Annotated in this window: 26 protein-coding genes; 8 read left to right on the top strand and 18 right to left on the bottom strand. The window is 71.9% G+C overall.

The window, feature by feature from the left end; translation table 11 throughout:
• Nucleotides 1–25: 25 nt before the first annotated feature.
• Together B7R87_RS11320 and B7R87_RS11315 are read right to left on the bottom strand one after the other, a co-directional pair.
• Nucleotides 26–1,528 carry a DegT/DnrJ/EryC1/StrS family aminotransferase gene (locus tag B7R87_RS11320; protein WP_233168813.1) on the bottom strand — a complete coding sequence of 501 codons (1,503 nt, stop codon included), beginning with the start codon at nt 1,526–1,528 and terminating at the stop codon, nt 26–28.
• 178 nt (nt 1,529–1,706) lie between these two features.
• Nucleotides 1,707–2,669, bottom strand: a complete 963-nt coding sequence (locus B7R87_RS11315) for an RNA polymerase sigma factor SigF (RefSeq protein WP_078902332.1) — start codon at nt 2,667–2,669, stop codon at nt 1,707–1,709.
• A gap of 254 nt (nt 2,670–2,923) precedes the next feature.
• On the opposite strand from B7R87_RS11315, the gene B7R87_RS11310 reads away from it, so the two are divergent.
• Both B7R87_RS11310 and B7R87_RS11305 read left to right on the top strand, forming a co-directional pair.
• Nucleotides 2,924–3,295, top strand: a complete 372-nt coding sequence (locus B7R87_RS11310; RefSeq protein ID WP_006348899.1) for an STAS domain-containing protein — start codon at nt 2,924–2,926, stop codon at nt 3,293–3,295.
• A gap of 171 nt (nt 3,296–3,466) precedes the next feature.
• Nucleotides 3,467–3,988, top strand: a complete 522-nt coding sequence (locus B7R87_RS11305; RefSeq protein ID WP_130585040.1) for an ATP-binding protein — start codon at nt 3,467–3,469, stop codon at nt 3,986–3,988.
• Between the two features lie 16 nt (nt 3,989–4,004).
• Here the strand turns inward: B7R87_RS11305 and B7R87_RS11300 are convergent, their stop codons facing one another.
• The gene (locus B7R87_RS11300; protein ID WP_006348901.1) at nt 4,005–4,865 is read right to left on the bottom strand and encodes an alpha/beta fold hydrolase; all 861 of its coding nucleotides are present in this window, start codon (nt 4,863–4,865) and stop codon (nt 4,005–4,007) included.
• A gap of 84 nt (nt 4,866–4,949) precedes the next feature.
• Between B7R87_RS11300 and B7R87_RS11295 the strand changes: the two genes are divergently transcribed.
• The gene (locus tag B7R87_RS11295) at nt 4,950–5,561 is read left to right on the top strand and encodes a TetR/AcrR family transcriptional regulator (RefSeq protein WP_006348902.1); all 612 of its coding nucleotides are present in this window, start codon (nt 4,950–4,952) and stop codon (nt 5,559–5,561) included.
• Between the two features lie 109 nt (nt 5,562–5,670).
• Here B7R87_RS11295 and B7R87_RS11290 read toward each other — a convergent pair whose 3' ends face one another.
• From B7R87_RS11290 to B7R87_RS11265, 6 genes are all read right to left on the bottom strand, one after another.
• Complete coding sequence (locus B7R87_RS11290) at nt 5,671–6,096, bottom strand: NUDIX hydrolase (RefSeq protein WP_006348903.1); 426 nt, start codon at nt 6,094–6,096, stop codon at nt 5,671–5,673.
• Nucleotides 6,097–6,134: 38 nt separating this feature from the next.
• Nucleotides 6,135–6,929, bottom strand: a complete 795-nt coding sequence (locus B7R87_RS11285; RefSeq protein ID WP_045853056.1) for an SDR family NAD(P)-dependent oxidoreductase — start codon at nt 6,927–6,929, stop codon at nt 6,135–6,137.
• Nucleotides 6,907–8,037, bottom strand: coding sequence for a hypothetical protein (locus B7R87_RS11280; protein WP_006348905.1), 1,131 nt, complete (start codon nt 8,035–8,037; stop codon nt 6,907–6,909). The genes B7R87_RS11285 and B7R87_RS11280 overlap by 23 nt, the downstream gene beginning before the upstream one ends.
• Nucleotides 8,034–9,506, bottom strand: a complete 1,473-nt coding sequence (locus tag B7R87_RS11275) for a DEAD/DEAH box helicase family protein (RefSeq protein ID WP_006348906.1) — start codon at nt 9,504–9,506, stop codon at nt 8,034–8,036. Before B7R87_RS11275 ends, B7R87_RS11280 begins: the two co-directional genes overlap by 4 nt.
• A 548-nt stretch (nt 9,507–10,054) precedes the next feature.
• Nucleotides 10,055–10,234: a hypothetical protein gene (locus B7R87_RS11270; protein WP_040916090.1), complete on the bottom strand. Its 180-nt coding sequence runs from the start codon at nt 10,232–10,234 to the stop codon at nt 10,055–10,057.
• Nucleotides 10,231–10,620, bottom strand: coding sequence for an ATP-binding protein (locus B7R87_RS11265; RefSeq protein WP_006348907.1), 390 nt, complete (start codon nt 10,618–10,620; stop codon nt 10,231–10,233). Before B7R87_RS11265 ends, B7R87_RS11270 begins: the two co-directional genes overlap by 4 nt.
• 260 nt (nt 10,621–10,880) lie before the next feature.
• Between B7R87_RS11265 and B7R87_RS11260 the strand changes: the two genes are divergently transcribed.
• The 5 genes from B7R87_RS11260 (at nt 10,881) to B7R87_RS11240 (ending at nt 16,338) form a co-directional block, all read left to right on the top strand.
• Nucleotides 10,881–12,245, top strand: coding sequence for a hypothetical protein (locus B7R87_RS11260; protein ID WP_006348908.1), 1,365 nt, complete (start codon nt 10,881–10,883; stop codon nt 12,243–12,245).
• 246 nt (nt 12,246–12,491) lie between these two features.
• Nucleotides 12,492–13,160: a hypothetical protein gene (locus B7R87_RS11255; protein ID WP_006348909.1), complete on the top strand. Its 669-nt coding sequence runs from the start codon at nt 12,492–12,494 to the stop codon at nt 13,158–13,160.
• A gap of 3 nt (nt 13,161–13,163) precedes the next feature.
• Nucleotides 13,164–13,979, top strand: coding sequence for a hypothetical protein (locus B7R87_RS11250; protein WP_130585039.1), 816 nt, complete (start codon nt 13,164–13,166; stop codon nt 13,977–13,979).
• Nucleotides 13,976–14,989, top strand: coding sequence for a neocarzinostatin apoprotein domain-containing protein (locus B7R87_RS11245; RefSeq protein ID WP_006348911.1), 1,014 nt, complete (start codon nt 13,976–13,978; stop codon nt 14,987–14,989). Before B7R87_RS11250 ends, B7R87_RS11245 begins: the two co-directional genes overlap by 4 nt.
• A 38-nt stretch (nt 14,990–15,027) precedes the next feature.
• The gene (locus B7R87_RS11240; RefSeq protein WP_006348912.1) at nt 15,028–16,338 is read left to right on the top strand and encodes a hypothetical protein; all 1,311 of its coding nucleotides are present in this window, start codon (nt 15,028–15,030) and stop codon (nt 16,336–16,338) included.
• Nucleotides 16,339–16,351: 13 nt separating this feature from the next.
• On the opposite strand, the gene B7R87_RS11235 is transcribed toward B7R87_RS11240, so the two are convergent.
• From B7R87_RS11235 to B7R87_RS11195, 9 genes are all read right to left on the bottom strand, one after another.
• Nucleotides 16,352–16,864 (bottom strand): beta-carotene isomerase domain-containing protein, encoded by a 513-nt coding sequence (locus B7R87_RS11235; RefSeq protein WP_006348913.1) that lies wholly within the window; start codon nt 16,862–16,864, stop codon nt 16,352–16,354.
• 142 nt (nt 16,865–17,006) lie between these two features.
• Nucleotides 17,007–17,594 carry a GNAT family N-acetyltransferase gene (locus B7R87_RS11230; protein WP_006348914.1) on the bottom strand — a complete coding sequence of 196 codons (588 nt, stop codon included), beginning with the start codon at nt 17,592–17,594 and terminating at the stop codon, nt 17,007–17,009.
• Nucleotides 17,591–17,872: a hypothetical protein gene (locus B7R87_RS11225; RefSeq protein WP_006348915.1), complete on the bottom strand. Its 282-nt coding sequence runs from the start codon at nt 17,870–17,872 to the stop codon at nt 17,591–17,593. The genes B7R87_RS11230 and B7R87_RS11225 overlap by 4 nt, the downstream gene beginning before the upstream one ends.
• Nucleotides 17,862–19,394, bottom strand: coding sequence for an AMP-binding protein (locus B7R87_RS11220; RefSeq protein ID WP_006348916.1), 1,533 nt, complete (start codon nt 19,392–19,394; stop codon nt 17,862–17,864). The genes B7R87_RS11225 and B7R87_RS11220 overlap by 11 nt, the downstream gene beginning before the upstream one ends.
• Nucleotides 19,391–21,415: a class I tRNA ligase family protein gene (locus tag B7R87_RS11215; RefSeq protein WP_006348917.1), complete on the bottom strand. Its 2,025-nt coding sequence runs from the start codon at nt 21,413–21,415 to the stop codon at nt 19,391–19,393. Before B7R87_RS11215 ends, B7R87_RS11220 begins: the two co-directional genes overlap by 4 nt.
• The gene (locus tag B7R87_RS11210) at nt 21,412–22,500 is read right to left on the bottom strand and encodes an NAD(P)/FAD-dependent oxidoreductase (RefSeq protein WP_006348918.1); all 1,089 of its coding nucleotides are present in this window, start codon (nt 22,498–22,500) and stop codon (nt 21,412–21,414) included. Before B7R87_RS11210 ends, B7R87_RS11215 begins: the two co-directional genes overlap by 4 nt.
• A 77-nt stretch (nt 22,501–22,577) precedes the next feature.
• Nucleotides 22,578–23,897 (bottom strand): lysine N(6)-hydroxylase/L-ornithine N(5)-oxygenase family protein, encoded by a 1,320-nt coding sequence (locus B7R87_RS11205; protein WP_006348919.1) that lies wholly within the window; start codon nt 23,895–23,897, stop codon nt 22,578–22,580.
• Nucleotides 23,887–25,200, bottom strand: coding sequence for a saccharopine dehydrogenase C-terminal domain-containing protein (locus tag B7R87_RS11200; RefSeq protein ID WP_130585038.1), 1,314 nt, complete (start codon nt 25,198–25,200; stop codon nt 23,887–23,889). The genes B7R87_RS11205 and B7R87_RS11200 overlap by 11 nt, the downstream gene beginning before the upstream one ends.
• Nucleotides 25,190–26,287 (bottom strand): saccharopine dehydrogenase, encoded by a 1,098-nt coding sequence (locus tag B7R87_RS11195; protein WP_006348922.1) that lies wholly within the window; start codon nt 26,285–26,287, stop codon nt 25,190–25,192. Before B7R87_RS11195 ends, B7R87_RS11200 begins: the two co-directional genes overlap by 11 nt.
• Nucleotides 26,288–26,327 lie beyond the last annotated feature (40 nt).

The following is a 26,327-nucleotide window of genomic DNA, read 5'->3' as shown; positions in this document are numbered from 1 at the left end:
GATGCGCAGTTGGGTGGTGTCGGTGTCAGGCACGCGGCTCGCCCGGGAAGTGACCCGGGGCGGCCGGGGTCCGTATCTGCACCGTGTGGTCCTCGGGGAACAGATCGGCCGCGCGGAGCTGCATGGTGGACTGCTCGTGGTAGCCGGGCGGGACGCCCGGGGCTGAGGTGTCGGGGGGGTCCGCCGGGACGGAGACGGGGCCGGGCGCGGCCGGTGCCTCGGGGAACGTGGGGAAGGTGCTGAACGCCTCGGTGGTGAGGGTGCGCGACGACGGCCGCCGCACCTTGCGGCCGGTCGACAGCGGGTGCCGGGTGACCTGGCGGGGGGAGAACGGCGGCGCGGGGGCCACCCCGGCCTTGTCGAGGACCTTGAGGATCCGGTCCGCCTTCAGCGGGTCGGCGGGCATCGCGTGCCGGCCGAACCATTCGGCCGCCTCCGGGGTCCGGGAGTGCTCGGTGAAGGCGGCGGCGTACACGTCCAGCGGCGGGTCGTAGAGATAGCCGGTGTTGATCCGGTTGCGGTGCAGCAGCTCCCTGGTCCCCTCCCGGTCCTCGACCAGCAGCGGCACCTGGAACAGCGGTTGTACGGGGCCGGGCCGGCTGATCGCCCAGCGGGAGGCCAGCAGCTTCGCCGTCCCCTCGCGGTAGGCCCGCAGCAGGGTGTCCAGTTCGGCGAGCATGCGTTCCGTGCGGCGGAGCCGCAGGGGGCCGGGCCGCATCCGGTAGTCGTGCATGTCCACCTTCACCCAGTCGTTGAAGGGGAGCAGCGACGGGGTGTGGTTCAGGGCCTCCACCAGCCGTGCGGCGCGGAGCGGCATCCGGATCTCGGGGCCGCGTTCCTCCATCCCGAGCATCCTTACCACGGCCCACGCCAACGACGTGAGCCGCAGTCCCCGTACCGCCGTCTCCAGGTAGGGGCGGATGCCGTACGCCAGCTCGGAGAGGAAGCTTCCCGAGGAGAGCAGTTCGTCCCTGGCGGCTTCGAGGGCGCGGCGCTGCGACGGGTCGGCGATCGACAGGATGCCGCCGGTTCGGGCGCCGAGGTGCTTGCCGAGGCTGTAGGTGGACGCCTCGCCGAAGGTGCCGACGAGCCGTCCGCCGACGCTGGTGCCGATGGCGTGGGCGCAGTCCTCGATCAGCGGGATGCCCATCAGATGGCAGCGGGAACGCAGCTCCATGACGGGGTCGGGGTTGCCGTAGATATTGACCGTGAGGACGGCGGACAGGCCTTCCCAGGTGGAGTCCGGGATGGCGGCCATGTCGATGGAGCCGTCCTCGTGGTGGACGGGGGCCATCACCGGACGGAGTCCGGCGGCGAGCACGACGAAGAAGATGACGTCGTCGTTGACCGGCGCCATCAGCACCCGGCCGCCCGGTTTCACCCAGTGCCGCAGCGCCAGGTACATGCCGAGCCGGCACGACGGTACGTACAGACATTCACGGCCCAGCCTGGCCCGCATCATCTCCTCGATCGCCGCGTACGGCGCCGAGGATGAAACGGACGAAGGCCGGCCCTCCCCTTGAGCCATTTCCGTCCCCCCAAGAACCCGTCGCCAATGTGGACCACTGCGGGCGCTCCGTCAATGACGAACGGACAACGACGGAGCAGGGCCCCTCCCGGGTGGGAGGGGCCCTGCGCGTCGGGGGCGGAGCGGGTGGCTCCGCGCCGTGCCGTCCGGCGGCCGTGGCGCCGGACGGTCTCCGGCGTCACTCCTCCAGCGTCAGTCCCTTGCGCAGCCGCACCAGCGTGCGGGAGAGCAGCCGGGACACATGCATCTGGGAGATGCCGAGTTCCTCACCGATCTCCGACTGCGTCATGTTCGCGACGAAGCGCAGAGACAGGATTTTACGGTCCCGCGGCTGCAGTCCTGCTATGAGGGGCTTGAGGGACTCGATGTACTCGATGCCTTCCAGACCGTGGTCCTCGTAGCCGATCCGGTCGGCGAGGGTGCCCTCGCTGTCGTCCTCCTCGTGCTGGGCGTCCAGCGAGCTCGCCGTGTAGGCGTTGCTCGCGGCCATGCCCTCCACGACCTCTTCGCGGGAGAGCCCGAGGTGCTCGGCCAGTTCGGCGACCGTGGGGGAGCGGTCGAGGCGCTGGGACAGTTCGTCACCGGCCTTGGCGAGGTCGAGGCGGAGCTCCTGGAGGCGGCGCGGCACCCGGACGGACCAGCTGGTGTCCCGGAAGAAGCGCTTGATCTCGCCGATGATCGTCGGCATCGCGAAGGTGGGGAACTCCACTCCGCGCGCCAGTTCGAACCGGTCGATCGCCTTGATCAGGCCGATCGTGCCGACCTGGATGATGTCCTCCATCGGCTCGCTGCGGGAGCGGAAGCGGGAGGCGGCGAACTTGACCAGGGCGATGTTCAGTTCGACGAGGGTGTTGCGGACGTATGCGTACTCGTGGGTGCCCTCCTCCAGCTCCTGGAGGCGGGCGAAGAGCGTCTTCGACAGGGCTCGCGCGTCGAGCGGAGCGACCTCGTCGAAGGGGACCTCGGGAAGGTCGAGATCGGCGAGCGGGTCCTGCGGGGCGGCGGTCTCCGTGGCCACCGGGGGCACGGGATCCGTGCCGGGCGCCGCCGTGGTGGCCGTTGCTGCGGTCGGTGTTACGGATGCTTCCTGTGCCGACGTGGCGGTGGTGGGGGTAACCGTTGCGTCGAGCCGGGGTGACATGCGTCTCCTCCATCGTTCTCGGCATGTGGCTGCCGAAGCCCAGTGCGAGCTGCGGTGAGCGGCGCCTCCAATGCCGGTCGTGGGACGGTCCCGTTGCGTTGTCCTTACAAGCCCTACCCGGTTATCCCGGGTGGATGCAAATGTTAATTGAGGCTTATGTCTGTTTTGTTGAGTTTTCTGGGGGGTGCCGCATGGCTGGCGCGCGCCAATAAGGCGTAAGGTTCGGGGCACATCACAGGCGCGAAGGGGCGTACATGGACCGCGGTACCGCCACGGGCGGCGTCAGTCAGGGCCGCCTCCGGGTCGAGGTCAGGACCGAGGGCCGCAGCGCGGTCATCGCACCGGCCGGTGAGCTGGATCACCATACGGCCGAACTGCTCCGCGTCCCGCTGGACGAAGCCCTCGCCGAAGGGCGTTCCCGGCTCGTCCTCGACTGCTCGCAGCTCGAATTCTGCGATTCCACCGGACTGAACGTCCTGCTGACCGCCCGGCTCAAAGCCGAGGCCGCCGGCGGCGGAGTCCATCTGGCCGCGATGCAGCCGGTGGTGGCGAGGGTGCTGGAGATCACCGGAGCGGGCGCGGTCTTCACCCTCCACGAGACGGTCGACGCGGCCCTCGGCCGCTGAGCAGCACCTCCCGCGCGATTCCGCAGGTTTTTCCTTCGACGGCACGGGTGAGTGTTGTCACTGATCCGCGGGGCAGAAGAGTTTCCACAGGTCCCGCACGGAGCGTGCGCCGTCGGGCACTCTGATGTCCAGCAAGCAGGCGATCTGGTGATTGGGTGAGGTGAAGCGCCGATGAGCACCACCCGGCCGCAGCCGGGCGACCTCGGCCCCGAGCCGAGCGACGCCGGGGGGCGCAGCGCCCCCACCGCGCCGTACGACACGGCACCGCACGGTGCTGCCCGCCCCGTGCGCCAGGTGCGGCGGCTGGCGCTGGCCGGCGCCGCCGGGATCGTGCCGCTGGCCCGCGACTTCACCCGCCAGGCGCTCTACGACTGGGGCTGGCTGCCCGCCGCATCCGCCGACCGCCGGGCCGCCGCCGAGGACGTACTCCTCGTCGTCTCCGAACTGGTCACCAACGCCTGCCTGCACGCGGAGGGCCCCGACGAACTGCGGGTCGCCTGCGACGGCAAGGTGCTGCGCCTGGAGGTCTCCGACGGGGGCGCGGGCCAGCCGGCCCCCCGCACCCCGCACCGGGCCGGCCGCCCCGGCGGCCACGGCATGTTCATCGTCCAGCGCCTCTGCCTCGACTGGGGCGTCGTCCGCACCCCCGGCGCCCCCGGCAAAACGGTCTGGGCCGAACTGGCGATGTCCTAGACCGCGTTCCTGTGGTCTAGCTCATCTCCGCCGGTGCCGCGTCCACGGGGGTGCTGCGGATGAAGTCCCCGATGAGCCGGGCCGTCAGCTCGGGCTGATCGCGCATCAGCCAGGTCCGGCTGTCGAGAACCGTCTCCAGCCGGGCGCCGGGCACGAGCGCGGCCAGCCGCTCGCCGTGCGCATACGGGAAGAGCCGGTCCTCGCGGGCGAAGACGAGCAGAGTGGGCCGGTCGAAGAAGGCGAGCCGCACCGCCGGTTCGAGCAGGGCCGTGGGGACGATCCCACGGGTGACCTTGATGCAGTCCCGCCGGACCCCGGGGTCGGTGAAGAAGGCCCCCAGCCAGTCGTCGATCAGCTCATGGGGCAGTGCACCCTTGGTCAGCAGCCCGAACGCGAAGGGCATCCGGCGGACCGCACGCAACCGCAGGCCCCGGAAGGTCAGGGCGAGCAGCCCGGGCACCCGGGAGGCGGGGCCGAGTGATCTGAACCAGGGCGAGGGGCAGTTGTCGAAGCACTCGCCGTTGGTGAGGACGAGACGGCCGATCCGCTCGGGGTGGCGGGCGGCGACCAACTGCGCGACGGCCGTGCCGAGATCGTTGCCGACCAGGGTCACCCGGGGCAGACCGAGCCCGGCGATCAGATCGACGACCATCCGGGCGATCCCCGCCAGGCTGAGGTCCGCGCCGGGGTTCATCGGGATGCGGTGGGCGCCCAGGGGCAGGTCGGGAGTGATGCACCGGAAGTCCGGGGCGAGCCGTTCGACGACGGGTTCCCAGAGTCTGCTGTCCATGAGGTAGCCGTGCAGAAGGAGCACCGGCTCGCCTTCACCGGTGTCCCGGTAGTGGACGGTTCCCTGGTCGAGCGTGAGCTGTGGCATGGCTGCGCCCCTCGCGTCAAAATTACATACAGACTGTATGTACGTACAGTGGCATGCAGACTGTACGGAACTCAAGGGGGCAGGATGGAACCGACCGGCACCAAGCACACCCAGCGGTCCCGGGCGACCCGGGCGGCTCTTGTCTCCGCCGCCCGGACGCTGTTCGCCGAACGCGGCTACGCGGGGGTGGGGACCGAGGAGATCGTCCGGGCCGCCGGGGTGACCCGGGGTGCGCTCTACCACCAGTTCCGCGACAAGACCGATCTGTTCGACGCCACGGTGCAGACGGTCGAGGCGGAGCTGACCGAGCGGATCGCCGGGCGGATCACGGCATCCGCGGCGGATCCGGTGCAGGCGCTGAAGACGGGTGCGCGCGCCTTTCTCGACGCCTTTGCTGAACCGGACGTGGAGCGCATCCTGCTGCTGGACGCGCCGGGCGTGCTGGGCTGGCGGCGATGGCGCGAGATCGGCCAGGAGCACGGCCTCGGGGTGGTCACGGCGGCCCTGGAGTCGGCGATGGCCTCCGGGGCGATGCCCCCCAGGCCCGTACCGCCCCTGGCCCATATCCTCCTCGGCGCCCTGGACGAGGCGGCCCTGATGGTGGCCCACGCGGACGACCCCGATGCGGCGCGCGCGGAGGCGGTGGATGCGCTGGAACATCTGGTCGAGGGCCTGTTGGCGCGGCCCGGAAGCTGAGCGCTCTTGGTGCACCGGCGCCTGCGGAGAGGCCGCCCCGGTGAGGCCGGTTCCCGGCCCGGGTCGACGGGCGCGGGCTCCGGCGGCCCGACCGCCGGGGTCAGCGGGGTCAGGTCAGCAGTTCGCCAAGTGCGATCGCCTCACGCAGTACGGCGGCGAACTGCCGGGGGAGGAGGTTGACGGCGTCGACGGCCGAGGTGGTCAGGGGAATCTCCTCCAGCAGGTATTCGCCCCGGCCTTCCTGGCTGAACTCGGGGCCGGTGCGGTCGTCGAAGTTCCATTTCTCGACCCTGGCCAGGTAGAAGTCCTGTCGCTCGTCTTCGGTCTCGATGGTGTGGAGGAGACCGACGATCTCGGCCTCGCCGGCGATCTCCTCGCGGACCTCGCGCCGCAGCGCGTCATCAGGGCAGGCATCCGCCGGCTCGACCTTGCCTCCGACGGTTACCCAGTACACGGGGATGCCGGGGCGGACGCGTTTGATCAGCAGCATGGTGTCGTTCGGGGTGATGAGAACGGCGCGGACTCGCTTCTGCATGGTGGTGCTCTGCTTTCTGTTCGGTGGGGACGGTCCGGTCAGTGGAGGAGCCAGCCTCCGTCGACGTGCAACGACTGGCCGGTGACGAAGGACGCACTGGGGCCGGCGAGGAAAGCGACCGCGGCGGCGACGTCCTCCGGGCGTCCCCGGCGCTGGACGCATTGGCGGCGGATCTGGTCCTGAGGCCGGGCGCGGTGGTGGGCGGGCAGGCAGTTCTCCGCTTCGACCTGGATGGCGCCGGGCAGGACAGTGTTCACGCAGACTCCGGCGGGACCGAGTTCCCTGGCCAGTGAACGTGTGAGGCCGATCAGTCCGGCCTTCGCGGTGCTGTAGGCGGTCAGTCCTGGGCGCCCGGCGCGGGCGTTGATGCTGCCGATACTGACGATCCGGCCCCATCGGCGGTCAGCCATGCTGGGAATGACGGCCCGACAGGCGCGGTAGTGGATCGTCAGGTTGGACTCGATGGCGCGGGCCCACTGGTCCTCGCCGAGTTCGTCCCACGGGGTACGAGGGTAAGTGCCCGCGTTGTTGACGAGGACACCGATCGGGCCGAGCTCCGATTCGATCTGATCGGCCAGCGCAATGACGGCGTCGGGGTCGGTGAGGTCGGCACTGACCTCGATGCCTGTGCGCCCCTCGCGGTGTACATCTCCGAGGACCGCCCGTGCCTCGGAGATCTGGGCGAGGTGGTTGACGGCGACATCGGCCCCGGCGGCTGCCAGAGCCCGGCTGATTGCGGCGCCGATGCCGGTGGCTCCACCAGTGACCAGCGCGACCCTGCCCTGGAGCGGGAGCACGGCAATGGACCGGTCAAACCGTGTGGTTGTCGTCATCAACTGTCCAATCGCCGGGGCCGGTCGTCAGGACGGGCCGGGTATGGGTGAAGACTCCACCGACGGTGTCGGGATGTTGGATCTCCGCCAGCTTGGCCAGCAGCAGGAGCAAGTCGTCGCCGCTCAGGAGGCAGGGCGGGACCACCCCGAGTATGCGCACGGTGAGGAAGTGCCGGAGCTGGGAGAGGAGGCGTTCCGATCCGAGACCGGAGGCCGGTGCGAGGTCGGTCCGCACGCGCTCCAGCAGACGGGCGATCGCTGCCTGGCGCCCGGTCCCGACCAGCCAGCTGTAGCGGATCTCCAGGCGGTGGTGGCGCTCGTCGTAGCCGTAGTGTTCCAGCCGAGGGGTGGCGATGGGCGGCAGGTGGAGCGGCAGAGTGCGGTCGTATATGTCCGGCTGGTAGGTCGGCACGAGCCAGCCGCCCATACCGAGCAGATACCAGAGGAGGACGGCGATCTCCCCCGCAACGGCGTTCCGGCCGGCGTACTCGAAGTCGAGCCAGCACAGCGGGTCTGCGATGTTCGGCTCTGTCGGGTCGCCCTGGGTGAGAGCGGTGGTCCAGCGGCTGCCCGGAGTGAGAGTCTCCCGTGCCTGCCGAACAGCGGCCGGGAGGTCGAACTGCAGCGGAATGGTGTTGACGACGAAGTCGTGGCCTGTGAGGGATCTCAGCGGGATCGGTGTGCCGGTGCGCGGTGCCGGGACGCTCAGACGGTCGGACAGGTACCAGGTGTCGATCCGGCCCCCGGGACGGATGCGGTCCAGGTAGAGGCCGGGCACACAGGCTTCCAGCGGCTCGGCCCGGCCCGTGTCGGAGATGCCGGCCAACCAGCTGTCGCAGACGGCGTCGATCAGCGTGGTGAGCTTGGGCAGGGCCTTGCGGTCGCGGTCGGCGGTGGCGATGAGATCGCCCAGCAGAGAGCTGCACCGGCCGCCTGCAAACACGTCCTCGTAGGCCACCAGGTGCCGGTCCGGGAGTTCAGTGCGGCCCAGTAACTCGGGCACCGGCAGGACGCGGGCGACGGCCTGCCAGCCTCGGATCTCGGCGTCGGCCTTCGCCGGGTCCATGGCCTTGCGGAAGACCGGCCGCGGAGCGGCAGGGGAGTTCATGCGCGGCTCGTGGGGAGGGCGAGGGTGGCCAGCCAGTGGCCGAGCACGATGGTGGCCAGCTCCACCGCCTTGTCCCGGTCCTCGCGGGCTTCGAGCCCAAGGGCGGCTTCAACGGCCGGGTCGCGGTCCAGGAAGACGGCCAGGGCGTCGTTGTCCGAGGCGCACTCGGTGCCCTCGAAACGGAGCATCACCTTGGCCAGCAGTGCGGTGATCTTGAACAGGGCCCGCAGGTCCGTGGCGCCCTTGAGGAGCTGGCGGCGGATCTCGACAGCGGCCTGCACCCCGGACTCGACGGCGGCGGCGACGTCGGTGGCAGCGTCCGGGACGGGGAGAGCCAGGCCGGGACGGCACCACAGCGGGGCAAGAGCGCCCGAACCGATCAAGGCGAGAACGTGCAGCAGCCGGGAGGTGACGGCGCCGGTGCGGCACTCGTCCTCGGTCAGCACTGTGAGACCGAGCTTGACCCCGCCGAGTTCGGTTTCCAGTTCGGCCAGAGCCCGGCGGAGGGCGGGGATGCTGTCCTGGCCGGCGATGACGAAAACGTCCAGGTCGGACCAGCCGTGCTGGTACTTGCCGCGCGCACCGCTGCCGGTAACCGCGAGCAGGTCGATTACGGGTGGCTGCTGGACTGTGGTGCGGTCCAGCAGCGCGGACAGATAGGACTCCAGGTGCACGGGTAAGCCCAGCGCGTTCACCGGCACGGTGGTCGGCTTTCGCGGTGGACGGCGGTGGGCCAGCGCGATCCCGTCGAGTCGTCGTTCCAGTTGCAGGCGGCTGCCATTGTTGTCGATGACCTCGTGCGCGAAGGAGGCGATCTGGGCCGCCCCTCGCCGGGCCTTGACCACGTCGCGAGCCGCGACGTCGTTCGGCCCGGCGGTGCCGCGTTCGGCCCGGAGCTCGGGGGTGGTGTCCAGGTAGACGATGTTCAGTTGGCCGCCCAGCATCCGCCGTAGCTCGGAGGCCGCGTCCTGGTCGTGCAGGGATTCGATGGTCACCTGGTTCAGGAAGTGGTGGGCCGCGCAGTATCGGTCGAGGCCGTCGACCAGCAGCTCGGCCCGAACCACGGACGGGATCTGGTAAGGGTCGGCAATGCCTGCCCGGTGGGCCGCATCTTCGATCAGGTATCCGATCTTGAGACGGCCGTATCCGTGCCGGTTCCGCAGGTACTCGCCGGCCGTGCTCTTGCCACTCTCCGACATCCCCCCAAGGGCTACGACCCGCAAGCCCGCCAGCGCCCCGGGCGGGACGAGGGGTGTGAGCGGGTGCAGGTGTCGGCGGATCTCGTCCTGCACGGCCATCACCCGGCGCTCACCGATCACGACCGCCTTCCCCCACCTGCCCTCACCGGTCAGACGGTGCATCTGTAAGTGCAGGTGCCGCTGGTAGTCCGCATAGGACGGGGTGACATGTCGCTCGTGGGAGAGGCTGCGTGAGGTTCCGATTGCGAGGTCCTCGTCGTGGAGCAGCACGATGCCGTGCTCGACGGCCTCCGCCGCCCGTAGGTCGGCGGAGGGGCTCCAGGAGGATCCGTGCCCGGTCGGCGGCCTGGTCCGCCGTCAGACGTTCGCGTACTGCGACTGTGGCGGCGAGGGAGGCTTCCAGCATGGGGATGCCCCGGTCCACCAGTCGTACCGGTGCGGTGACTCCCCGGCGGGAACGTTCCAGGTAGGAGCAGGCCAGGACATCGGCTACCTCCTCGATTGCCCCGCGTCCGAACCACCAGGCACCCATGCCCGCGGTCTTGATTGCGTTCCAGCGCGGGTCGTAGTCGTCCAGCCGACCCGTGGCGCAGGCCGCCGGGCCGATCCTGCGAGCCAGGATGCCGATCTGCTTGGTCTTGCCCACGTTGTCCGGCCCACTGAACGCGATGGTGACGGACGGGGTCGGGCACGACGGCGGAGGCTGCGGGCCTTCCGGGGGCGGTGCGGCGGTTTGTGGCATGGCGAAGCTCCTTCGGTGCGACGGATTCCGTCCGGCAGGCTGTAGGCGGCGGCGCGGGCGGGGAGAACAGGGGCGGTCAGAAGGCCGGGTTGTCCGGCGCGGCGGCCGAGGGAGCACGCTCCACGGCGTCAGCCCGGTCGTGGTTCACGATCAGGTCGGTCAACAGACCGAGGGCGATCGTGTGACCGAGGATCCCCAGGGCGGTCAGGGCGTCGCCGAGAGAGTCGCGCTGCTCGCCCCGGTGCCGGGCGCTCACGTCCGATCCACCCGGAGGTCGGCCCAGATCGTCTTGCCGTGGGGCTCCATGTCGACGCCCCAGAACGCGGCGAGGTGGTCCACCAGGGCCAGGCCCCGGCCGGAGTCGCCGGTTGCCCGGGGGATCAGGACCGGCAGGGTACGGGAGCCGTCCCGCACCGCGAACCGCACGACCCGGCCGGCCCGGTTGTCTACCCGTGCCGCGCTGACCAGCATGGAGGTGCGGCATCCGGTCTTGGTGGCATTGGAGACCAGTTCGGTGACGACGAGTTCGGCGTCATCGGATAAGTGCTCCAGTTCCCAGTCGGCGAGTACGTCGCGTACGAGTCGGCGGGCCGCCGAGGCGGACTGCGGCTCGTACGGCAGCGAAACCGTCGTGGGCCGCACGATCGGTACGCTTCTGATCGGTTGGTGGGTTGTCACGGCCCGCTCTCCCGGTCGCAAGGGCTGCTGATTCCGGACGGCGGGGGCCGTCAGGGCGGCAGCATTCGGATTCAGCCACCCGGGGGTTGCCCCGAGCCGCATCGGCTCGGGCCAGGGCGGCCGACATCAAGTCAACCGGCGTTCGATTTCCGAAGTCTCCGCTGAGAAGCGTCCGGCGTCTTTACCGTGTTTACCGCCACCCGGTACTGAGAAAGGGACAGGCCATGGCCAATGCCGTGACGAACCGGCAGCTAGAGGCAGCCATCACCGACGCAGGTATGACGTTCGACGCACTCGCCCGCGGTGTGGTTCGGGCAGCGGCCGAAGTCGGAGTGCATCTAAGGACGAACCCCTCGACGGTGCACAAGTGGTTGCGGGGGGCTGAACCCGACGGCGATACCGCCGCGTTCGTCTGCGAGGCCCTGTTCCGCAAGACGGGACGGATCTACTCCCCTGCCGAACTCGGGTTACGGTCGATGGACGAATCCGATCCGGGCCTCGGGCTGATCATCGGCCCCGACCCGATGCGTGTCCTCGCGCGGGTGTGGAGGGCTGACTTGGACCGTCGTAAATTCCTTGCCACCTCGGCATATTCCGTTGCTGCCATGCACCTGCCGCTGGAGTACGTCGGTGAGGGAGCCGAGCGCACAGCCGCTGTCCGCCGCGGCGCCGTTGCCGGGAGCGCCGAGGTCGCCGCCGTCCGCGACATGATCAGCATGTTCACCGAGATCGACGAACGCCACGGAGGCCGGCACGGACGCTCCGCTCTGATCCAGTACCTCAGTTCCGACGTGGCTGCCCTGTGCCGGGGCTCGTTCCGCACCCACGAGGACCGTCGGCAGATGCTGTCGGCAGCGGCGGTCGGCGTGCACCTCGCCGGATGGAAGGCTTACGACGCCGGGGAGCAGGGGCTCGCGCAGCGGTACTACCACCAGTCGTACGCCCTCGCCGTCGAGTCCGGGATCGTCGGCCACGACGCGTTCGTCCTGCGGACCCTGGCCCAGCAGGGCATGAAGCTCCGGCATCCCTCTCAGACCTTTGCCCTGTCCGAGACGGCGTTGTCACGCGTCGTCGGCCGCCTGGATGCCGCGACCGAAGCCCTTTTCACCGTCACCCATGCTCACGGCTTGGCCGCGACCAACCAGCGTCGCCCCGCCGTGCGGGCTGTCCAACGGGCCCGGGATCTCCTCGACGCGGCCGACAGTGACGACATGCCGTACTGGGCGCGCTCCTGGGGCCCGGCCCGCGCCACGGTCAACTCCCGCTCGGCGAAAGTCTTCTCCCGGCTCGGCGACCGCAGGGGTGCCGCCGAGAATTATGCGGCAGCCGCTGCGAGCAGGCCGTCCACTACGTACGCCCGCATCCATGCGCTCGACCTCGTCGCACAGGCCAAGATGGAACTCGCCGAGGGCGGAATCGAGCAGGCGTGCAGCACCTGGGGCAGGGCCCTCGACAGCATGGCCGGGGTACGGTCCGTGCGGACCCGCCGCGCGGTGCAGGACATGCGTAAAAGTCTCGCCCAGTTCAAGAGTCGCGGCGTCACCGCAGCCAACGAGTTGGACGAGCGGGCCTCTCTCTTCCTTGCTTGACCCGGGGAGCCGCCTATGGCTCCTGGTCGGTGTCCGGGATGTGGGCCTGTCCCGGCCGGTGCAGCCTGATCTCCTCCGGCGACGGAATGGATCCGCTCCCATCGCTGCAACTTCCGAACGTCGGAACGATTCTTTTGGAGGGCGCGTCAACAAGGCGCGCTCTGTGTCTTCCTTCCATCGGGTGCCGGGCGTACCTTGACCGGCGATCTGATGTTCCGTCAGTTCTGTTGGAAGGGGCACGAGGTGATGTACCGGATACGGACAGCTCTCGCGGTCGCCGCGGTTGCCGGGCCGGTGGTGCTCTTCGCCGCCCCCGCCGCACGGGCCGCCGTCGTCGACGTGAACTACCGCTGCGAAACGCCCATCGGCGTCAAGAGCGCGGTCTCGCCCGTCGGCATCACGGCCGAGAAGAGCGGCAGCGGCTACCGGATCACCATGTCCTTCGAGAAGGGCGTCTCGTCCAGCCCCATCGAACTCGGCAAGGGCGCCATGAATCCGAGCGCCCGGCTCACCGTCGGCGGGGCCGGGTCCGGGCAGGTCGCCGTCAAGGGGGTGCCCAATCCGCAGGCGGTGCCCGCCAACTCGCCCATCACCATCGGCAGGCTCACCGGGACCTGGACCCCGGAGAAGAGCGGCAAGGTCACCTTCACCGCCGGGGAACTGACCATCACGGCCCTCGGCACCAAGACGCTCTGCAAACCCACCAACAACCCCGGGCCCGCACTGGAACTCGATGTGACGGCGGCCGGTGGGGGCGGGGAGCAGGACAGTGCAGCCGGCGGCAGTGAACTTCCCAGGACCGGGCCCCTCGACTCCGCCGCCGCCCTCGCCACCCTCGGCGGAACCGTCGTCCTCACCGGTGTCGCCGGAGTCCTCTGGCTGACCCGCCGCGGCGCCCGGCGCACCGCCGCCTGAACCATGGCGGCCCGCCTGCGCACGGCCGCCCTGGCGGTCCTGCTGCCGGGTCTCCTCGGCACGCCCGCCCACGCCGCCCCCGACTGGACCCTGGCGCCCGCGCCCGGCGGCGGACGGCCGTACGTCTACGCGGAGGGCGCGCCCGGCGCCGTACTGGAGGACCGGCTGACCCTGACCAACCCCGGCACCGCACCCCTGACCGTCCGGCTCGGGACCGGCGCCTGGGTGGCGCTCGCCGCGACCACCGTCACCGTGCCCCCGCGCACCCGCGCCGACATCCCCCTGACGGTCACCGTCCCGCCCGGCACACCACCCGGTGAACGCACCACGGCCGTCACCGCCGCCGCGACCCGCCCCGCCGGACGCACCGCCGCCGTCCGGCTCCACCTCCGGATCACCGGCCCCGCCGTCGCCGCGCTCTCCGTCGAGGACGTCAGCACCGAAGGACCCACCGTCCGCTACACCCTCGTCAACCGCGGCAACACCGTCCTGCGGCCCCGGGTGGAACTCTCCGCCGACGGGCTCCTCGGCACCGCCCACCGCCGCACCGCCCGCACCACCCCCGCCGAACTCCGCCCCGGCCACCGCGTCACCCGCACCGAGACCTGGGGCGAACGCCCCTTCCTGGACTCCGTCTCCGTCCAGGTCACCGCCACCGCGGGGCCCGGCACCCGCGCCGAAGCCACCGCGTCCACCACCCTCGTATCCCGGCCCGCGCTCGCCGCCGCCCTCACCGGCACGGTCGTGCTCCTCTTCGTCGGGATGCGCCGCCTGCGCCGCTCCCGCACCCGCCCGCGAGCGACGGAGGCGAACCCGTGACCACGCGCGCCCTGTCGGCCCTGCTCGCCCTGCTGGTCGCCGCAGCCGTCGGCGCCGCGCCCGCCGCCGCCCGGGAGAAACCCGCGGTGACGCTCTCCGCACCCCGCGCCGCCCAAGGCGCCGAACTCACCGTCAGCGGCACCGGCTGGCGGCCCGCCACCCTGCTCACCCTGCTCGTCTGCGGCCAGAACATGATCGGCGGCACCAACTCCTGCGCCAACGCCGCGGGCCGGGCCGTCACCACCGACGCCCGCGGCGCCTTCAGCCTCCGGCTCGCCGTCGCCGCACCGCCGAAACCCTGCCCCTGCGTCGTCCACGTGGCCGCGGCCACCGGTGAACGCGCCACCGCCGACGCCGAACTGGCGATCACCGGACACCCCACCGCCCCCCTCCCGGAACCGGCCGGCACCGGGCGCCTCGCCGTCCTGGCGACCACCCGCCTCGAAGGGGACTCGGGTGTCCTGGTGTTCTTCGGCGCCCCGCCGTCGCGGCGGCTCGTCTTCACCGTCGGCAATCTAGGCACCACCCCGGTCAAGGACCCCGTCTTCGACCTCGGCACCTCCCACGGCGTCTACGCACCGCAGTGGGAAGAGCGGCAGTGGCGCGGCACGATCCCGCCCGGCGGGAAGGCACTCGTCGAACTGCCCGTCGAACTCTCCGCCGGAGCCCACGGCGACTACGAGGTCTCCGTCCGCTACGGCGGCAAGGTGATCGCCGGGCAGCCGTGGGCGGTCGGACGGCCGTGGGGCGTCACGTTCTTCTGGGTGCTGCTCGCGGTCGTCGTCCCCGCGGCCCTGTTCCGTACCGGCATGGCAGTCGTCGACCGGTTCCGCCCGGCCGCCCCCGCCGCGACCAGTCCCGGCCGCCACCGCGCCGCCGCCTCGGCCCTGTTCCGCCGCAGGCGCCCGGCCGCCCCTGCCGCCGATGAACCCGTACCCGGCGCCCTGCCGTGGTTCACCCCCGACTCCGCACCGTCCAGTACCCGACCCACGACGAAGGGACCATCGTGAGCAGTCGACGGAGGACGAGCGCGGCCGCGGTCGCGCTGATGCTCGGCGGCGCGGGGCTCGTGCTGACCGCGGGGCCCGCCGGGGCCGCCGAGGCGGCGTACGCCACGGAGTGCATCCCGCCCGCGATCTCGGGGCTGCCACCGGTACGGGGCACCACCAAGGCGCTGATCACCGCGCCCGCGGAGGCGAAGGTCGGCGACGAGGTGGAGATCGTCTGGAAGACCGTCCAGGCCGCGTCCAAGAACCCCGACGTCCTCGACCTCGGCAAGGACACCGTCAAACCCAGCGGCACGATCACGCTCGGCGGGGCGGCCACCGGCACGCTGAACGTGGAGGGGCCCCGGCAGAACCCGGCGATCCCGAAGAACAGCCCCATGGTGCTCTCCGATATGAAGGCGAAGCTGACACTCCGGACGGCCGGGGAGCTGACCCTGACCCCCGACAAGTACACGATCAACGTCAACCGGCCCATCTCCACGGACACCAAATGCGCCCCGAAGGAGACCGTGCCGGTCGCCGCGAGGATCAGAGTGACCGCGGGCGGGGGTGGTACGGATTCGGGGGGTACGACCTCCGGTTCCGGCGGGACCACGACGAGCGGGAGCAGTACGAGCGGGGCCACGACGAGCGGGAGCAGTACGAGCGGGGCCACGACGAGCGGGGGCAGTACGGGCGGTTCCACGACAAGCAGCGGCAGCACCGGCGGCGGTACCGGGCCCGTCGACTTTCCCGGGAAGACCGTCCGGACCACCTACACCTGTACGCCCCCCGGCCCGGCGAGCATCCAGGCCCCGATCACCGTCAACGCCCGCAAACAGGGCGGCGACTACGCGCTCACCGTCAAGACCGGCGACTCCGTGATGAACAGCCCCGCCCCGCTGCCCGCGGGCGCCATGAAGGGCTCCATGAACGTCGTCGTCCAAGGCGCCGACCGGGGGACGGTCACCGTCGTCGGAGAGCCCAACAAGGAACCCGTCCAGGCGGGGAAGCCCGTCGGGATCGGTGAGTTGAAGGGCACGTACCAACCGGGTGCCACCGGCCGGTCCACCCTCAGCCCCGGCAAGCTGACCATCGACGTCACCCTCGGCGGCCAGAAGATCGTCATCCCCTGCACGGTCAAGGGCACCGCCGCCGTCTCCCTGGAACTGGCCACGCAGCAGCAGGACGGCGGCACCACCACCGGCGGCGGTGACAGCGGGCCCACCACGAGCGGCGGCGGGCTCGCCGACACCGGCGGCGGCGACCACGGCACCCTGCGCGCCCTCGCCCTCGTCGCCGGATCGGTGGTCCTGCTGGGCGGCGCCGTCTTCACCTTCACCCCGTGGGCGAGGCTCCGCGGCCGCCGCTGAACGGCGCCGCCGTTCACGCCTCCGGAGCGCGGCGCTCCGGAGGCGTGTACGGGGTGAAGGTGACCTCGCAGGTCGCGGCCTTCACATCGGGCACCAGCGTCAGCGGGATGAACACCTTCTCGGTGAAGTACTTCTCCGTCGGGACCTTGCAGAGCCGGTGGCACATTCCGGGCGACGTACTCGTCAGGAAGGTGCAGTTCGTGATCCGCATCCGGTCCGGCCCCGTCCGCTCCATGGGCCCTACCAGCCAGCGGAACAGATGCGGCGTCAGCAGCGACAGGATCCGGGTCCCGGTCCGCGGGAAGCGCCGGGCGAACCGGCCCATCGCGGCGACCGTCCGGGGCCCGCCCATGAAGTCGACGTACGACGCCTCGACGACCTTGTTCAGCTCCTCGCCGTCGCGGAAGGTCCGCTCCTCGTACTCCGAGGAGTCGACGAAGGCGTCCCAGCCGGTCAGCGGGGACTCGTAGCCGAGGTTCCGGGCGCGGATCCTGTTGAACTTCTTCAGAAGCAGGGAGTCGAACACGAGGGGGACGCCTCCTCGGAGGTCGGGACCGGCCGTACGGCGCACGGCCGGTGACTGTCGTGCTGTTCCGTGCTGTGCCGTGCTGTTCTGTGCTGTGCTGTGCCGTGCAGGCCGGTGCGGGGGCGGCCGGGGCCGGGCCGGGTCAGTCCGCCGCGGTGAGCCGTTCCTTCACGCCCGGCCACTCCGCCTTCAGGATGCTGTAGTACACCGCGTCCCGGCGCCGCCCGCCCGGCATGTAGTTGAAGGACCGCAGCACGCCCTCCTCCGTCGCGCCGATGTTCACGAGCCCGCGCCGGGCCTGCTCGTTGAGGACGTCGGTCTTGAACTCGACGCGCTCCGCGCCCAGCCGCTCGAAGGCGTGCTCCAGGAGCAGGCACTTCACCTGCCGGTTGACGCCCTTGCCGCGGAAATCGCGGCCCAGCCACGACCAGCCGATCTCCAGCCGGGCGTCCGCCTCGGCCAGATTGCCGTAGCACATGCTGCCCGCGATCCGGCCCGACTCCTTGTCGGTGACGACGAACACGATCCGGCGCCCGGCCGCGGTGTCGGCGAGCGCGGTGTCGAAGAAGACCTTGAAATCGTTGTCGTCGTGGACGGCGGCCACGAAGTACCGCCAGATGGCGGGGTCCATCGCGACCGCCCGGACGCCCTCGCGGTCGTCCTCGGTCACGGGGTGGAGACGTACGTACGCGTTCTCCAGAACGGCCGGCGCCTGTTCCGCCCAGCTCATGCCTGTGGATTCCCCTCGGTCGAGTGTCGGGCCAGTGCTTCGGTGACGTGTCGCAGCGTGTGCATCCCTTCGAGGTCGTCCTCGGTGAAGTGGGCGAGGTCGACGCCGGTAGCCTCGCACAGCTCGGTCAGGAAGAGGACCTTGTTGAGCGACGTCAGTGCGTAGGAGCCGACCAGGTCGGCGTCGAGGTCGAGTGCCGCGGGGGCCGGCGGCCGCAGCAGTACGGCACAGAGCTGCTCCCGGGCCGTGGATTCGAGGGACGCGAGGTCAACGGGCATGGATTCCCTCCGAGGGGTCGTGGACGGCGGCGCGGTAGGCGTCGAGGATCCGCGCACGTCTCGGTTTGTACTGCGAGGTGAGCAGGCCGTTGCCGATGGAGAACGGCTCGTCCGCGACGACCGCCCGGCTGATCCGTTCGTCGGCGGCGAGCCGGGCGTTCGTCCGCTCCAGATGGGCGGAGATCGCGGTCCGGTCGGCGGGGACCGCGGCCGGGGAGACCACGGCGACCAGTTCGGTCTGTCCGGGGCAGAACACCACGCACTCGGCGACCGCGGGATCGGCCCGCAGGGCCTCCTCCACCGGCCGGACCACGACCTTCTTCCCGTTGTCGAGGACGATGACGTCGTCGGCGCGGCCCTGGATCCAGAGGAAGCCGTCCTCGTCGACCCGGCCCAGATCACCGGTGCGGACGACACCGCCGGGGCGGAACATCTTCTCCGAGTCGCCGGGGGCGGCATAGGCGTAGTGGTCGTTGACGGGGTGGTCGCTGCGGACGGAGACGACGCCGTCGGGCCCGATCAGCACCTCCTTGCCGGGCAGCACCTGCCCGACGCTGCCCTCCCGGTGGGCCCCCGGGTGGTTCTTGGTGACGATGCAGGTCTCGTTGAGCCCGTACCCCTCGTAGATCGGCAGTCCGGCTTCGGTGAGGAAGCGCAGCACGCCGGGGGACGCGGGCGCCGACCCCGTCCACAGATAGCGGATCCGGTCACCGAACACGGCCCGGCCCGCGTCCCGCAGCTCCTGTCCGCCGGTGGCGCCGGACCGCCGGAGCCGGTTCTCCATCTGCCGTTTCGCGGTCTCGAAGAACGCGGGCACGCCCATCACCACCGTGGGCCGCACCCGGCGCAGCGCCGCGAACGCCGCCTCGTAGGTGGAGACGGTGACATCGTGCCCGTGCAGCAGCGCCGAGTAGACCCAGTAGCGCTGCTGGAGCAGGGAGAGCGGCAGGAAGACGAAGAGGTCGTCCCCGGGCCCGTGGTGGAAGATCTGCTGTACGGCCCGGAGGGAGCTGTCGACGCTGCCCGCGGTGGCTCCGAGGCCCTTGGGCTCGCCGGTGCTGCCGGAGGTGAACTTGACGGTCGTGACGGACTCCGGCCCCCAGGTGACGGGCGGCAGCGGGCCGCCGTCGCCGGGCCCGTCCGCGGCGGCCGCGACCTCGTCCGTCGATACGGCCCCGGGTACGCCCGCCGCCTCGGGCCGGTCGGTGAACAGCAGCCGCAGGCCGTACCGTGCGACGAGTCCACCGGGGGTGAACTTGCCGGGTTCGAAGCCCGCGGTCTCCGCCCCGATCCGCAGCGCCGCCAGGTCGAGCAGCACCCACTCCGGGCCGTTGGCGGCGAGGATCCCGATCCGGTCGCCGGGCCGTACGCCGTGGTCGAGCAGGAGCCGGGCGACCAGCCCGGAGCGGCGGTACAGCTCGGTGAGGGGGAGCCGTTCCGTACGGGTCAGCCGGGCGAAGGCGATGTGCCCGCCGCGGTCCGGGGGGCCGGAGACGATCCGCCCCAGGGTTCCCTCCGTCATCGGTCACCCTCCCCGGGCGCCGTGGCGGGGTGGAAGAACACGGTGTCCGCGAGGCGGATCTCCGCGCCCGGCGGGACGAGTTCGACGGTGGTGGGCCAGTCGGCGGGCTCCGGCAGGCCCAGGGCCGCGGCCAGTTTCGCTCCGAAGCGGGGCATGACGGGTACCGCGGTGTGCGCCAGCAGCCGGGCCGCGGCCAGTTCCAGGGCGATCGCGGTACGGGACTCGGAGCGCCACGCTTCGTCGTGCGCGGTCGGGGACTCCTGCCGGGAGAAGCGGCGGGTGTCCTCGACGATCCCGTCGAGTTCGGCGGCCGCCCGGTTGAGGGAGAAGCCGTCGGAGCGCAGGGCGCCGGTGACGGCGGCGAGCCGGGCGCCGAGCCGGGCCAGGAACGCGGAGTGCTCCGGCGTCCAGGTCCCGGCGTCGGGTGCGCTGCCGCCGTACTCCTTCGCGATCCGCTCCCCGAGCCCGCCCAGCCACCGCTGCCAGCCGCCGATCAGGGTGGAGTCGACGGTCTGCTCGAAGGCGGCGCGCCGGAAGTCGGTGCGCTCCTCCTCCGGCCGGGTGCGGGCGAGGAAGTAGCGGACGGCGTCGACGGATTCGGGGGTCAGGATCTCCTTGCCCCAGATCGCGTGCCGTCGGCTGGTGGAGAACTTGGCGCCCTCCAGCAGATAGAACTCGTTGACGTGGTAGTCGATATCGGGCCGCCAGCCGGGGTGGGCGAGCCGGTAGAGCACCGGGTACAGCACCGCGTGGTAGAAGCTGTTGTCGTAGCCGAAGAAGTGGACGATCTTCCAGTCGGCGTCGGGTGCGGCGGCCCGCCACTCCCGGCCGACGCGGCCGCCCAGGGCCTCGATGCCGTGGAGGAATCCGTAACTCATCTCCGGCCAGACCCAGACGACCTGCCCGTCGGTCCCGTCGGTGCCGTCCGCACCGGTGCTTTGTTCGGCCGGGGGTACGCCCCAGTCGGCGGGGTGGCTGACGGGGACGTCCAGCGACGGCCGGGCGAACAGCCGGGCCGCCAGCTCCCGGAGCCGGGCCGGGACCCGGCCCGCGCGATGGTGTTCGGCGACCTCGGGACCGAAATCGTGCAGCGGGAGCGACCAGCGGGCCTGCGGGCGGCGCAGCGGCTCCGCCTCCGACAGCGCGGAGCGCGGCGCCGTGAGGTCCGCGACCGTGTTGGGCTCGCCGCACTCCTCGCAGATATTGCCGCCGGTGCCCGCACCGCAGCCCGGACAGCCGCCGCTGACGTCGACCTCGTACAGATAGTCCCCGGTGACGGCGTCGAAGAGGGCGTCCCGTTCGGAGACGGACACCCGCCCCGACGCGACCAGCCGGGAGAAGAAGTCCCGCAGCCCGTCGCGGTAGCCGGGCGCGGTGTCCGTGACCGTGAACTGGTCGGGGACGATGTCCATCAGGGCGAGGGTGCGGCGGATCTCGGCGCTGTAGTGGGCGGCGGTCTCGGCCGGGCTCTCGCCGCGGGCCCGGGCCGCGTCCACCACATAGCTCTGGTAGTCGTCGCTGCCGGTCAGATGCCAGGCGTCCGTGCCGTTCATCCGCTGGAAGCGGACATAGGCGTCGGCGCCCAGATAGGGGCCGGAGAGATGGCCCAGATGGAGATCGCCGTTGGGGGTCGGCGGGGTGGAGAACACGAACACCGGCCGGTCCCCGAAGGCCGTCCGCCGCCGGTCGCCGGAGGAGACGACGGCCCGTCGGGCGTCCCGCCAGTACTGGGTGAGGAAGACCAGGTCGGTGGAGCCGGTGTTGGTGAGGACATGGGTCTCGAAGGGTTCGAAGAGGGCGAGGACACCCGGTTCGGCGGGGTGGCGGCGGCCGTCGACGGTGAACTCGCCCCGGCCCTCGACGATCACGAAGAACTCGGTCTCGTCGTGCTGGTGGGCGGCCGACGACTGCCCGGGCGCCACCCGGCCCCAGCCCGCGCCGACCCCCAGCCCCTCGACACCGCTCATCCCGATGCCGAACGCTTCGTGCAGCACACTCTCGTCATAACGGCTGATGATCATGATGGCCCCTGGTTCCGGTTCGGGGAGAGGTCGGCGGTGCTCGGGGGACGGCCCGCGGGCCGTTTCGTCAGCAGGCGTACGGTCTCCGCGGCGATCGCCGGGGCCAGCCGGTAGCCCGAGCCCCCGGCGGCGCCCGCGAACAGCAGCGTTCCGTCGCCGGTCAGCGGCCGGACCAGCGGTCCTCCGGCCGGGTTGTAGGCGTCGCAGAACACCCGGCCCGACACACAGCGGTCCGCGAGAGCGGGCGCGTACCGCCGCAGCACCGCGACGGCTTCGGCGCGGTGGACGGCGGACACCCCGGGGTCCACGGCGTCCGGGTCGACGTCCCACTCCCGGCAGGTGTAGCTGAACAGCCAGTGCCCGCGGTGCCGGTACGGCAGCAGGAACGCGTCCTCGTCGTGGAAGACGATCGCGCCGTCGTCCGGCGACGGCGGCAGTTCGAGATGGAGGGCGACGATCTTCTTCACCCGGATCCCGAGCGGCGCCAGCAGCTCCCGCCAGGCGGGGTGCGCCGTCCAGGGGCCGGGCGCCAGCACGGTACGGGCCGCGGTCAGCGTCCCGCCGGAGCCCAGGGTCAGTACGGTTCCCGCCGGGCCCGGGGCGACACCGGTCACCCCCACCCCTTCGAGGAACCGGACCCGGGGCCGCAGTTCGGCGGCGACGGCCTGGGTGAGCGCGGGCACGTCCGCGTACTGGCAGCCCTCCCCGGTCCAGCAGGCCGACCCCTCGGGCACCGCGGTGAGCTGCGGCGGCAGTCCCCGGGCCGGCCGCAGACCGGCCTCCGGCAGATACGCCTCCCGCAGTTCGGCCTCCGCGCCGCGGGACGCGACCACCGTCATCGGCAGCGGGTGTACGGGCAGTTCCGGCCGGGCCGCGGCCAGCTCCGCCCAGTACCGCTGGCTCTCGGCGGCCATCGCCCGTACCGCGGGGGACGCGCCGCGCGGGAAGTGGAGGCCCGCCGAGCGGCGGGAGGCGCCACCGGCGATCAGCTCCCGGTCCAGGACGGTCACCGAGGTGCCGGGTTCGGCGGCGATCAGCTCCCGGGCGATCAGGGTGCCGATCACCCCGGCGCCCACCACGGCCACGTCCGTCTCACCTGCCGATGTGCCCGTTGCCGAGGCGTCCGTACGGGCTGTGGGCCCGGGCCGGGCGCCGGGCCCGGTCACGATGCGCCTCCCGCGCGGGGGCCCGGTTTCGACGCCCACTCGATGAACGACGGCATCTGCTCGTTGCCCGCCACTTTGCTCAGCCGGTCCGCGATCCGCCGGCTCCGCCAGGCGTTGAGGCTGAGGTTGGGGTCCGCGAGGCCGCGCTGGCCGCGCGCCGCGTTCTGGACGAAGATCCGCCGGTCCTCGGGGCCGTCCCAGTACACCGCGTAGTCCTCGTCGATCCGCAGTTCGTCGCCGTCGTGCTCCAGCCGGTCCGCGACCGGGGCGAGGAAGTCCATCGGGGTGGGCCGGAAGCCGGTCGCCCAGATCACCACGTCCGCCTCGAACAGTTCGGTGGAGTCCGGATGGTCGTTGTGGCGGGCCGACACCTGCCAGCCCCCGTAGACGCCGGGGGCGACGTCGAGGACCTCGCGGCCCGGGTGCAGCCCGACCAGGTCGACGTTGCCCTCGACGAAGCGGTGGAGGTAGACGCGCTGGTAGACATCGCGCAGCGTGCTCTCCGAAATGCCGTCGCTGGTGAGGACGTGCCGCTCGTTGAAGGCGTGCCGGGTCTCCCGGTCCAGACCGTAGAAGTAGTCGGCGTAGGACGGCATGTAGTAGTCGTTGGTGAACGGCGAATCGTCGATGGGGAAGTAGTTGTCCCGGCGGGAGATCCACGAGACCCGCCGCGGCAGCTCACCGGCGGGGCGGGAGACCAGGTCCAGGAAGACTTCCGCCCCCGACTGGCCGCCGCCGATCACCACGATCCGGCGGCCGGACAGATCGCGGCCTGCCGTCGCGTAGTCGCTGACGTGGAAGTGGGTGGGGCCCAGCGTGCCACGGGCCCGGGGCGGCACCCACGCCCGGCTGCCGACCCCGACGACGACATTGTCCGCGGTGACCGTCCGCCGGTCCGTGACGACCGTGAACACCCCGTCGAAGGACACCTCCTGGACGGACTCCCCGAACACGACGTTGCCGTTGACCCGGCTCGCCCACTCCAGATAGTTGCGGAACTCGGAGCGCGGGACGGCGTCGAACTGCGCGTTGAGGAAGTGGTACAGCCTGCCGTGCTCGTGGAGGTACGAAAGGAACGAGTACGGGTTCCCCGGGTCGGCCAGGGTCACCAGGTCCTTGAAGAGGGAGACCTGGAGGGTGTTCCCGGGCAGCTGCTGCCCGTCGTGCCAGGTGAACCGCTCCTTGCGGTCGACGAAGAGGTGGTTCACCTCCGGGCGTCCGTGCAGCAGCGACGCCAGACTCAGATTGGCCGGCCCGGCGCCCACTCCCAGGCAGCGGTAGTGGGCCGGACCGGAGCGTATGGGCTCATGCGCCATGGGGGACCTCTCCTTCGGGCGGGGCACCGCGCTCGGTGCGGGACGCGGGACGTAGCGGATCGGCGGTGCCGCCGGAGACGTCGGGGGCGCTGGAGGTGCCCGGGTTGCCTGCGGCCGTGGACTCCTCCGCGGCCGCGGTCAGCCCGTGTCCGGCGAGCGCCTCCAGCCAGGCGGCGGCCTCCGCGGGCGTCTCCGCCGCCCGGTTCAGCCCGGGGCGCAGCGCCCCGTCCAGGACCCGTACCACCCCCAGCGCCAGCGGCAGCGACACACAGCGGGCCATGGCGCTCTCCGCCGCCGTCCCGGTCAGGTCCAGCAGCCGGGAGCCCCGCCAGCGGGGCGTCCCGTCCGGGTCGGTGACCTCCAGCGCCACATGGAGCACCACCCGGTCCCGGTCCGCCTCCGTCGTCGGATACCGCTCCGCGAGCTGCTTCGCCAGCGCCCTGGTCCGGCCCTCGTCCCCGGCCCGTACCGTGTCGAACACCTCCGACCAGGCCGCCCGCCAGCCCGCATTGCGCAGGGTGCCCCGGACGAAGCCGCCGAGCCGCCAGTGGTCCGGGAAGCCGTACTGGGCGGCGAACGGCTCGCTGTCGCGGTTCGGGTAGACCTCGAAGTCCTCCCCGGCCAGCGTCAGCGTCCGGGTGGCGAGCCACGGGTGCCGGGCCGTGCGCCAGGCGCCGTCCTCGGCGTAGTGCGCCGGGGTGCCGAGGGCGGCCAGCACCCCGTAAGGGGCCCAGCTGAAGCGGTAGCGGAAATCGTTGGGCACGGCCGGGAGGCCGCCGCAGTACGAGGTGAAGACGGCGGTCGCCGCCCGGTCGCCCACCGCCTGCCGGGCCCGGTCCACCAGGGCGTGCGCCAGCAGATGGTCGATGCCCGGGTCGAGCCCGGCCTCGGTGAGCACCACAAGACCCCGCCCGGCGCCCGCCGCGGCGCCCCGGTCCAGTTCGGGCGAGGTGTAGCTGGTGCAGGCGAAATGGGCGCCGCGCCCGGCCGCGAGGTCCAGCAGCGCCGGGTGCTCGGCCGCGGGCAGCATCGACACCACCACGTCGCCGGGGCCCACGGCGGCCGCCAGGGCGCCCGGTTCGAGCCCGCGGGCCCCGGCCCGGCCGGTCAGCCCGAGGGCGGCGAGCCGGCGGGCGGCCCGGTCGGCCGTACGGTCCCACAGCACCACCTGCCGGGCCCGGTCGCAGAGCAGACCGAGCCCGCTGCGGCCGGTGGAGAGACCGGTCCCCACCCAGTGGACGACACCGCTCGTGGGGGCGGGCGGCGGGGTTTCGGGGGTACGGCTGCGCGGTTCACGGTTCACGGGATTCCTCCTCAACACGGGCGGCGAGTACGGCCTCGGTGAACCGGCGCAGCGTGCGCGACCAGGCCGGGCAGTCCGGAGCGCTGCCCCAGGCCCCGGGCCCGGGCAGGTTCAGCAGCTGCGGCCAGAGATCCGCCGAGAAGCCGCGGCTCGCCTCGGCGGGCAGCAGCGACGGCAGATTGTCGATGGCGATCAGGTCCAGCGGCGGGGGCCCGCCGCGCAGCCGCCGTACCGGCCGCTCCCACGAGGTGACGGAGTCGTACACCGGCAGGACATTGCACTCCGAGCCCGCGTCGCAGGTGACGTCCGAGAGCACCGAGAGCCGTCGGCCGGGGGCGTCCAGATCCGCCGGGGTCAGGAACGGTGTCACCGGGCGGGTCACCAGCACCGTGTTCACCAGCAGACCGTGGCGCAGCAGCGCCGCCCGGTCCAGATCGCGGGTTTCGGCCAGATCCCAGCGGACCGGGGTCAGCCCGGCGGTCTCCAGTGCATCGCAGGCGCCCCGTCCGCTGCGGCCCAGTGCCCCGATCACCAGCGCCTCGCCGCCGCCGGACTCCTCGGGCAGCCCGGCCCGCAGCAGCCCGTCCAGCTCGACCCGGTCCATGGTCCGCAGCGGGGTCTTCAGCGTCCCGCGCCGGTGGAGCACCGCGAGCGCGGCCCCGACATAGCCCGCCCAGTAGCCGAAGGCCGCCACCCGGCGCCCCTCGTCGTCGGTGAGGTACTCCAGGTCGAGGAGGGCGCCGCCGCCCGCGGTGAACCGGCCGAGGAGGGCCCGGGCGCCGGGCTGGCCCTTGTAGGCGTGGCCGAAGAAGATGTGCCGGTGGCGCAGCGCGTACGGTTCGTCGGGCAGCTCCTTGAGTCCGAGGACGTAGGTGTCGCCGGGGGCCGTCGGCCAGCTGCCCGCGGGCGCCGTCTCGCAGCCCGCCCGGACGTACTCGCCGAGTTCGACGGCGCGCTGCGGCGACTCCTCCACGGTGATCCGCACGCCCCGGGCCACCAGTTGCGCGGCGTCGGCGGGCACCAGCGGGGTCCGGGACTCGGTGGGGCGGGTCTCGTGGCGCAGCCACAGCCCGGGCAGACTCGCCATCAGTGCTGCTCCTCGCCGGGCCGGGGCGCGTCGGCCGGGC

This window comes from Streptomyces tsukubensis, assembly GCF_003932715.1.
GTDB classification, from domain to species: Bacteria; Actinomycetota; Actinomycetes; order Streptomycetales; family Streptomycetaceae; genus Streptomyces; species Streptomyces tsukubensis.
This window is presented reverse-complemented; position numbering and strand designations above follow the sequence as displayed.

Bases quoted from the DNA above. Each gene is read 5' to 3' on its own strand.
- B7R87_RS11240 (WP_006348912.1), top strand. From the start codon at position 15,028: ATGCTCGGCGGCGCGGGGCTCGTGCTGACCGCGGGGCCCGCCGGGGCC.
- B7R87_RS11280 (WP_006348905.1), bottom strand. From the start codon at position 8,037: ATGAACTCCCCTGCCGCTCCGCGGCCGGTCTTCCGCAAGGCCATGGAC.
- B7R87_RS11315 (WP_078902332.1), bottom strand. From the start codon at position 2,669: ATGTCACCCCGGCTCGACGCAACGGTTACCCCCACCACCGCCACGTCG.
- B7R87_RS11320 (WP_233168813.1), bottom strand. From the start codon at position 1,528: ATGGCTCAAGGGGAGGGCCGGCCTTCGTCCGTTTCATCCTCGGCGCCG.
- B7R87_RS11290 (WP_006348903.1), bottom strand. From the start codon at position 6,096: ATGCAGAAGCGAGTCCGCGCCGTTCTCATCACCCCGAACGACACCATG.
- B7R87_RS11285 (WP_045853056.1), bottom strand. From the start codon at position 6,929: ATGACGACAACCACACGGTTTGACCGGTCCATTGCCGTGCTCCCGCTC.
- B7R87_RS11295 (WP_006348902.1), top strand. From the start codon at position 4,950: ATGGAACCGACCGGCACCAAGCACACCCAGCGGTCCCGGGCGACCCGG.
- B7R87_RS11220 (WP_006348916.1), bottom strand. From the start codon at position 19,394: ATGACGGAGGGAACCCTGGGGCGGATCGTCTCCGGCCCCCCGGACCGC.
- B7R87_RS11310 (WP_006348899.1), top strand. From the start codon at position 2,924: ATGGACCGCGGTACCGCCACGGGCGGCGTCAGTCAGGGCCGCCTCCGG.
- B7R87_RS11225 (WP_006348915.1), bottom strand. From the start codon at position 17,872: ATGCCCGTTGACCTCGCGTCCCTCGAATCCACGGCCCGGGAGCAGCTC.
- B7R87_RS11215 (WP_006348917.1), bottom strand. From the start codon at position 21,415: ATGATCATCAGCCGTTATGACGAGAGTGTGCTGCACGAAGCGTTCGGC.
- B7R87_RS11250 (WP_130585039.1), top strand. From the start codon at position 13,164: ATGGCGGCCCGCCTGCGCACGGCCGCCCTGGCGGTCCTGCTGCCGGGT.
- B7R87_RS11195 (WP_006348922.1), bottom strand. From the start codon at position 26,287: ATGGCGAGTCTGCCCGGGCTGTGGCTGCGCCACGAGACCCGCCCCACC.
- B7R87_RS11205 (WP_006348919.1), bottom strand. From the start codon at position 23,897: ATGGCGCATGAGCCCATACGCTCCGGTCCGGCCCACTACCGCTGCCTG.
- B7R87_RS11305 (WP_130585040.1), top strand. From the start codon at position 3,467: ATGAGCACCACCCGGCCGCAGCCGGGCGACCTCGGCCCCGAGCCGAGC.
- B7R87_RS11255 (WP_006348909.1), top strand. From the start codon at position 12,492: ATGTACCGGATACGGACAGCTCTCGCGGTCGCCGCGGTTGCCGGGCCG.
- B7R87_RS11260 (WP_006348908.1), top strand. From the start codon at position 10,881: ATGGCCAATGCCGTGACGAACCGGCAGCTAGAGGCAGCCATCACCGAC.
- B7R87_RS11230 (WP_006348914.1), bottom strand. From the start codon at position 17,594: ATGAGCTGGGCGGAACAGGCGCCGGCCGTTCTGGAGAACGCGTACGTA.
- B7R87_RS11300 (WP_006348901.1), bottom strand. From the start codon at position 4,865: ATGCCACAGCTCACGCTCGACCAGGGAACCGTCCACTACCGGGACACC.